The organism is Leptospira perolatii, assembly GCF_002811875.1.
In the GTDB taxonomy this organism is placed as follows: domain Bacteria; phylum Spirochaetota; class Leptospiria; order Leptospirales; family Leptospiraceae; genus Leptospira_B; species Leptospira_B perolatii.
Genome location: NZ_NPDZ01000004.1, coordinates 325,846 through 332,586 on the forward strand (window position 1 = coordinate 325,846; position 6,741 = coordinate 332,586).

The 6,741-nt window shown below is 41.6% G+C and carries 4 protein-coding genes; 3 read left to right on the forward strand and 1 reads right to left on the reverse strand.

All coding sequences use genetic code 11. The features are described 5' to 3' along the window. The first annotated feature begins 432 nt into the window (after positions 1–432). Complete coding sequence (locus CH373_RS09265) at positions 433–1,755, forward strand: glycosyltransferase family 4 protein (protein ID WP_100713962.1); 1,323 nt, start codon at positions 433–435, stop codon at positions 1,753–1,755. Beyond that, positions 1,752–2,993: a glycoside hydrolase family 57 protein gene (locus CH373_RS09270; protein ID WP_100713963.1), complete on the forward strand. Its 1,242-nt coding sequence runs from the start codon at positions 1,752–1,754 to the stop codon at positions 2,991–2,993. Before CH373_RS09265 ends, CH373_RS09270 begins: the two co-directional genes overlap by 4 nt. Before the next feature lie 21 nt (positions 2,994–3,014). On the opposite strand, the gene CH373_RS09275 is transcribed toward CH373_RS09270, so the two are convergent. Beyond that, positions 3,015–5,519 (reverse strand): glycogen/starch/alpha-glucan phosphorylase, encoded by a 2,505-nt coding sequence (locus tag CH373_RS09275; RefSeq protein ID WP_100713990.1) that lies wholly within the window; start codon positions 5,517–5,519, stop codon positions 3,015–3,017. Between the two features lie 279 nt (positions 5,520–5,798). On the opposite strand from CH373_RS09275, the gene CH373_RS09280 reads away from it, so the two are divergent. Then, positions 5,799–6,741 (forward strand): alpha-amylase family glycosyl hydrolase (locus CH373_RS09280; protein ID WP_243393332.1); only part of this gene is annotated, 943 nt, incomplete at its 3' end.

A 6,741-nucleotide genomic window follows, 5' to 3' on the forward strand; every position in this document is an offset into this window, starting at 1 on the left:
AATGATTATTATCAACATCATCCCTGTCTTGGAATTTCGAAAGGTCATCGATTCACACGAAATTATGTAGCATTCCTTTTACTTTGGTGAATCTGAAACAGTTTCAAACTTGCTTTCGCATTGATAATCCTTCTCTTTATATACATCGTAGTGTACGATAGCAGTTAACAGCTGTTATTGCTAATGGCAATGCTAGGAAAGGCTCAATCGTTAGCACTCGCCGGCAAAGAAAACACATTACGGTTTGCTCAATTTTTCAGCTAATATTTCATCCTGCAAATTCACCTCTTCTATTGCCATTTCGCATTTCGTCCTTACCGTCCTTGACCATTCTTTATCCGTACGTGATAATCCTTTCCCAAAAGGTAACATCCACCAAGCGACGCTTCAATTTTCCGAGAGGAAATGGATGTTCAGAATCAATCGAAGTCAATGAGAAATATTCGCATATTTATGATAGGCTGGGAGTACCCTCCGCATATCTCAGGCGGACTGGGGGTGGCGTGCAAAGAGATCGCGCAGAATCTCGCGGATGCCGGCAATGAAATTCTGTTCTTAGTACCCAAACTGCACGGAGGAGAAGAGTCACACGAGGGAGTTCATTTAATCGACATTAATAAAGGATGGGAATTGTTAAGCGCAGAAGAAAAGATCTTACTACTCGAGAAAGAAGCCGAGTTTCCAGAAGTCATTGCTCAAAGTCTTTCTTTTTCAGCTTATCAATCCAAGTTTTCTGAACGTGCACTGCAGTATGCGACTGTAGGGGAAGGCATAGCAAACATAGAATCTTCCATAGAGAATCTAGAGAAGATTCCTTCCTTAAAAGGCGGTTACGGATCAGATGTTTTTCGCGATATTCACAGATACGCATATTTTGCTTCGTTAATCGCAAAAAAATTCAATCCGGATATTATCCACGCTCACGATTGGATGACATTCCCCGCTGCGCTGAGCGCAAAGCACACTACAGGTGCGCCAGTCGTACTACACGTTCACGCGACCGAATACGATAGATGTGGGGAAAACGGAAATCCATACATTCAAGATATTGAAAGGAACTCTTTCGACTCTTGCGACGCAATCATTACAGTAAGTGAATATACCAAAAACATTATCAGACGAAGATATAATATATTACAAAATAAGATATTCGTAGCTCATAACGGAATTTCCGAACACTTAGAAGCGATGGCACCGGAGAATGACGTTCAAGAAAGCGGAGTTGAGGACCCTATCGTTTTATTTTTAGGTCGAATCACTTTTCAAAAAGGTCCAAATTACTTTATCGAGGCGGCTAAAAAAGTAATCCAGGAAGTCAAGAACGTAAAGTTCGTGATGGCTGGGCACGGGGACTTGTATCATTCCATGATAGAGCTGGCAGCCGATCTGGGACTAGGAAAATATTTTCATTACACAGGATTCTTAAATAAAGAAGAAGCCCACAAAATCTACGGAATGAGCACAGTCTACATTATGCCTTCCGTTTCGGAGCCCTTCGGGCTCACCGCCTTAGAGGCGATGTCGCATAATCTACCAGTCATTCTATCCAATCAAAGCGGAGTAAGCGAAGTAGTATCACAATGTATAAAAATAGACTACTGGGATACTGACGCGTTGGCCGAAAAACTCATTTCATTTCTCAAACACAAACCACTCAGATCTGAAATGAGCTCAAAAGCAAAAGACGACGCTTTGAAAGTCACTTGGAAGGAAACAGCCCAAAAAATTCTGGAAACCTACAGGAGTATATTATGATTTCCGTATGCTTTTACTTTGAAGTTCACCAGCCGTACAGAATCAAACCTTACAGCTTTTTTCAGATCGGAAAAGACCCGTTCTATTTGGACGATCAAAAGAACTATGCGGTGGTACGCAAAGTGGGCGATAAGTGTTATCTCCCCACGACCCGAGTACTTTTAGATTTGATCAGAAAATACGGACAGGAATTTAAAGTCACTTTTTCGATTTCCGGAACAGCGATCGAGCAATTCAGACACTGGTATCCGGAAGTTTTGGATCAGTTTAAGAGACTAGCGGACACAGGCTGCGTCGAATTTCTTTCAGAAACCTATTATCACTCTTTGGCGAGCTTGTTTTCCGAAAAAGAATTCTCGAGACAGGTCGCCCAACACAAAGATCTAATTCGCAGAGAATTCGGAATAATTCCTCAAGCGTTTCGTAATACAGAGCTGATCTACTCCAATCATATCGCGAATCTAACCAAGAAAATGGGTTACAAATTGATGTTGATGGAGGGAGCGGATAAATTATTGGGCTGGAGGAGTCCAAACTTCCTGTATAAAGCAAAGTACGAACCGGAAATGAAAATTCTATTAAAGAATTATAAACTAAGTGATGACATTGCATTCCGATTTTCGGAAAAGTCATGGAAAGAGTTTCCGCTCAGCGCAGATAAATTTTCAAACTGGGTTCATTCCAGCGCTGGAAACGCGAGGGTGATTAATTTGTTTATGGATTTTGAAACTTTTGGAGAACACCAATGGGAGGCCTCCGGTATCTTCGATTTTCTAAGACACCTTCCGGATCATATGAACAAGCACCCGGATTTTCATTTCAGAACTGTTTCAGAAGCGGCGAATCGCTCGGAGACAGTTGGAGATATAGATACTCATGAGCCGGTTTCCTGGGCAGATACTGAAAGAGATCTTTCTGCTTGGCTGGGAAATTCTATGCAAAAACAGGCTTTAGAGTCTATTTATGAGTTGGAAACTAAGGTCTATTCGTTCTGCGATGAGGACATGCTCGATATTTTCGGCAAACTACAAACCTCGGACCACTTTTACTATATGTGCACGAAATACTTCAACGATGGGGACGTGCATAAATATTTTAGTCCTTACAATTCTCCTTATGATGCATATATTTATTATATGAATGTTCTTCAGGATTTTCGCCAAAGACTTTCCAGTCGAAAAGATTACAGCTATCGAGTGCAACCGAACCAAACTATTAGCGCTAAATTCGTTAGCTGAATTATCAGGAAAGCCACGACTTCAAACAGCTTTGATTCGTGGCTCTTTTTGTCGAACTGGAGAAATTTCCCAAATTTCTTTCGCGTATTCTTGCACGGTTCGATCTGCGGAAAACCTGCCGCTTCTGGCCATATTGATGATCGCTCTTCGGTTCCAATTGAACTTGTCTTTGAATTCGATAGCGACCTTTTCCTGAATCGATAAATAGGATTCGAAATCCGCTAATAAGAAGTAAGGATCTCCGCCTTTTGTCAAAGAAAGGAATATATCCTTAAACAAATCTTTTTTTCCACCATAAAATTTACCAGTCATGATCTCGTCTAAGACTGTCCGAACCATTGGATTCGATTCGTAGATCCCAGTCGGAAAATATCCTGCTCGTTTCAGCTCTTCGAGTTCCTCAATCGTTTTTCCAAAGATAAAGATGTTATGGTCCCCCACTTCCTCATAGATTTCAATGTTCGCACCATCCATCGTTCCAATCGTGAGGGCACCGTTTAACATGAATTTCATGTTTCCGGTACCCGAAGCCTCAGTTCCGGCGGTCGAAATTTGCTCCGATAAATCTGCGGCCGGAAAAATCAACTCCGCGAGGCTCACTCTATAATCCGGCAAGAAAACAACTTTGAGTCGATCGCCGATCTGCTTGTCATTGTTAATTACGTCCGCAATAGAATGGATTAGCTTTATGATTAGCTTTGCGAGATAATAACCCGGTGCTGCTTTTCCCGCAAATATCACAGTTCTAGGAGTATAGTCCAGACTAGGGTTTTCCTTAATATTATAATAATCATGAATCAGTCGGAGTGCGTTCAAATGTTGTCGCTTGTATTCATGGATCCTCTTCACATGCACATCGAACATAGAATTCGGATCCACAGTTACATCACATTTGGACTGAATCACGGTTGCTAATCGAACCTTATTCTCTTTCCGAGTGATCATCCATTCTCTCTGAAAACTCGGATCTGCAGAAAATTCCTCTAATTTAGAAATTTTGGATAAATCGCTGTACCATTTATTTCCGATCCTGCGCGTAATTACTTCAGACATTCGCTGGTTTGCGGTAAGAAGCCATCTCCTATAGGTGATTCCATTCGTCTTATTTTCGAACTTATGAGAAAAGATCGAATGAAACTCCGGAAAAAGTTTTTTCTTAATAAGTTCCGTATGGATTCGAGCCACACCGTTCACTTTTTTTGAACCAACAATTGCAAGGTGGGCCATCCTAATTTTCTTAGGAGTCGATTCTTCCACGATGGATAATCTTTTGATCACATCTTCGGAAACTCCTCGTTTTCTCAGTCCTTCCAGGAAATTGTAATTGATCGCATAAATAATTTCCAGGTGCCTTGGTAAGATCCAACCGAATAAATCTATACTCCAAGTTTCTAATGCTTCCGGCATAATCGTGTGATTCGTATAACCAAAGCATTGCGTTGTGATCGACCAAGCTTCTTCCCATTGCAATCCGTGTCTATCGATCAGTAACCTCATGCATTCTGGAATTGCCAAGGTCGGATGAGTATCATTCAGCTGAAAGAAAACTCTTTCGGGAAATCTTTCCCAGCAGGTTCCTTCTTCCTCTAGGAAAGTTCTCATCGCATCCTGTAAGGTTGCGCTAACCAAAAGATACTCTTGCTTCAGACGAAGTTCTTTTCCTTGTAGGATATTATCGTTCGGATAAAGTACTTTGGTGATGTTTTCGGATTTCTCCTTATCCTCAACTGCTCTTAGGTAATCTCCATGGTTAAAATAATCGAAATTGAATTCTTCTCCCGACTTCGCTTTCCAAAGCCTTAGATTCGTAACTGTTCTAGTATTGAACCCAGGAACCAACATATCGTAAGCTTGAGCAATGACTGTTTCACCCGGAACCCAAATCCATTTGCTAGATCCATCCAGAGAAACTTTATCTTTAAGGTGTCCATAAAAATGAACTGGATAGCTAAGATCCAATCTTGAAATTTCCCAAGGGTTTTCATGACTCAACCAGTTGTCCGGAGCTTCCTTTTGATACCCATCTTGAATTTGCTGGTGAAAAATTCCGTACTCGTAACGAATCCCGCAACCTTGAGACGGAAGATCCAAGGTGGCCATACTTTCGAGAAAGCAAGCCGCCAAACGGCCTAAGCCCCCGTTCCCCAAAGCAGCGTCGTGCTCTTCTTTTGCGATCATCTCTAGATCGTAACCAAAATCTATCAGAGCTCCGGTAGCAATCTCTCTCATTCCGATATTGACCAGATTGCTCTCGAGCAAAGTCCCCACTAGGAATTCCATAGAAATATAATAGATTCTTTTCGTCTTTTTTAGCCGATACGATTCCTGAACTTCATTCCAACGATTGATCAAGGTATCGCGGATTGTCAGAGCCAGTGCTTGGTAAATATCCGAGTTCTTAGTATTCCGCTTATATTTTCCTACATCATATTCTAACCTTCGAATAAAATTCAGTCGAAAAGAGCGCAGACCGATCTTTGGATCCAAATCATAAAGTTTCCATAATTTCTCATGCTTCCCTAGCATACCATCACCTATCACTGATAAAATGAGTCGAAAGTTAGGGTTACATCCTACTCTAACTGCGCTAAACGAATCAAGCGAAACTGCCTTAGAAATAGTCTGAAATGTTTTCGCCATTTGACATTTATCAAAAGGATGACCTCGACTCTGTTTGCAGTCGGTTTTACTAAAGCGCAAAAATTGATTTAAAGTTGAAAATCACCGAAAGAAAATGACTTGGAAAAATATTTATGTGCGAATATGCCTTCTTGATCTAAGCTGTTTACACAGGAGAGCTTATCGGTGAGAATCCTACCGGGAAAACCATACCCCCTCGGAGCTACTTGGGACGGAATGGGCGTAAACTTTGCGATCTATTCAGAAGGAGCAACTCGAGTTGAACTTTGTTTTTTTCCAACCCTGCAAAGCACGAAAGAATCTCATCGGATTCAAATCATTGAAAGGACTGACCAAGTCTGGCATTGTTATATTCCGGATGCAAGACCCGGTCAATTGTACGGGTACCGACTAGACGGACCTTATTCCCCGAAGAGCGGACATAGATTCAATTTTTATAAAGTACTTTCGGATCCACATGCGAAATTAATTTCCAGACCTCCCATTTGGCATCCTTCCTTATTTTCCTACAAAAGAAGCGACATAGATATTCGGTTTGTGAGCGAAGAAGAAATTTTGCAAATCGACCCGAGAGACAACGCGCAATATGCACCTTTGTCAGAGGTTGTTGATACAAGCTTTACTTGGGGAAACGATACGCAATTAGGCATACCTTGGAGTGAAACGATCATTTACGAAGTCCACGTAAAGAACTTCACAGCAAAGCATCCAGAGATCCCCGATGATCTTAGGGGCACCTTTGCCGGATTCGGAAAGGAACCAGTCATACGTCATTTGAAAGAGTTAGGCGTAACAGCGGTGGAGCTCCTTCCAGTTCACCAACATGTGGATAGCCAAAGATTGTTCTCTCTTGGCCTGACCGATTACTGGGGATATAACACTCTCTCTTATTTTGCACCCGATATCCGATTCGCTCGAAAAGGATATCTATCCGAAGTGGTCAGAGACTTCAAAATCATGGTCAAGACATTGCACAATGCCGGAATAGAAGTGATTCTAGACGTAGTCTATAATCACACTTGTGAGGATGCTTACTTCGGACCGAATCTTTCCTTTCGCGGAATCGACAACGACCGCTACTATAGATTAAAACCGGAAAACCAAATAT

What these genes read in the sequence shown, in the direction of transcription:
- CH373_RS09265 (WP_100713962.1), top strand. Translation starts at nt 433, where the DNA reads ATGAGAAATATTCGCATATTTATGATAGGCTGGGAGTACCCTCCGCAT.
- CH373_RS09270 (WP_100713963.1), top strand. Translation starts at nt 1,752, where the DNA reads ATGATTTCCGTATGCTTTTACTTTGAAGTTCACCAGCCGTACAGAATC.
- CH373_RS09275 (WP_100713990.1), bottom strand. Translation starts at nt 5,519, where the DNA reads ATGCTAGGGAAGCATGAGAAATTATGGAAACTTTATGATTTGGATCCA.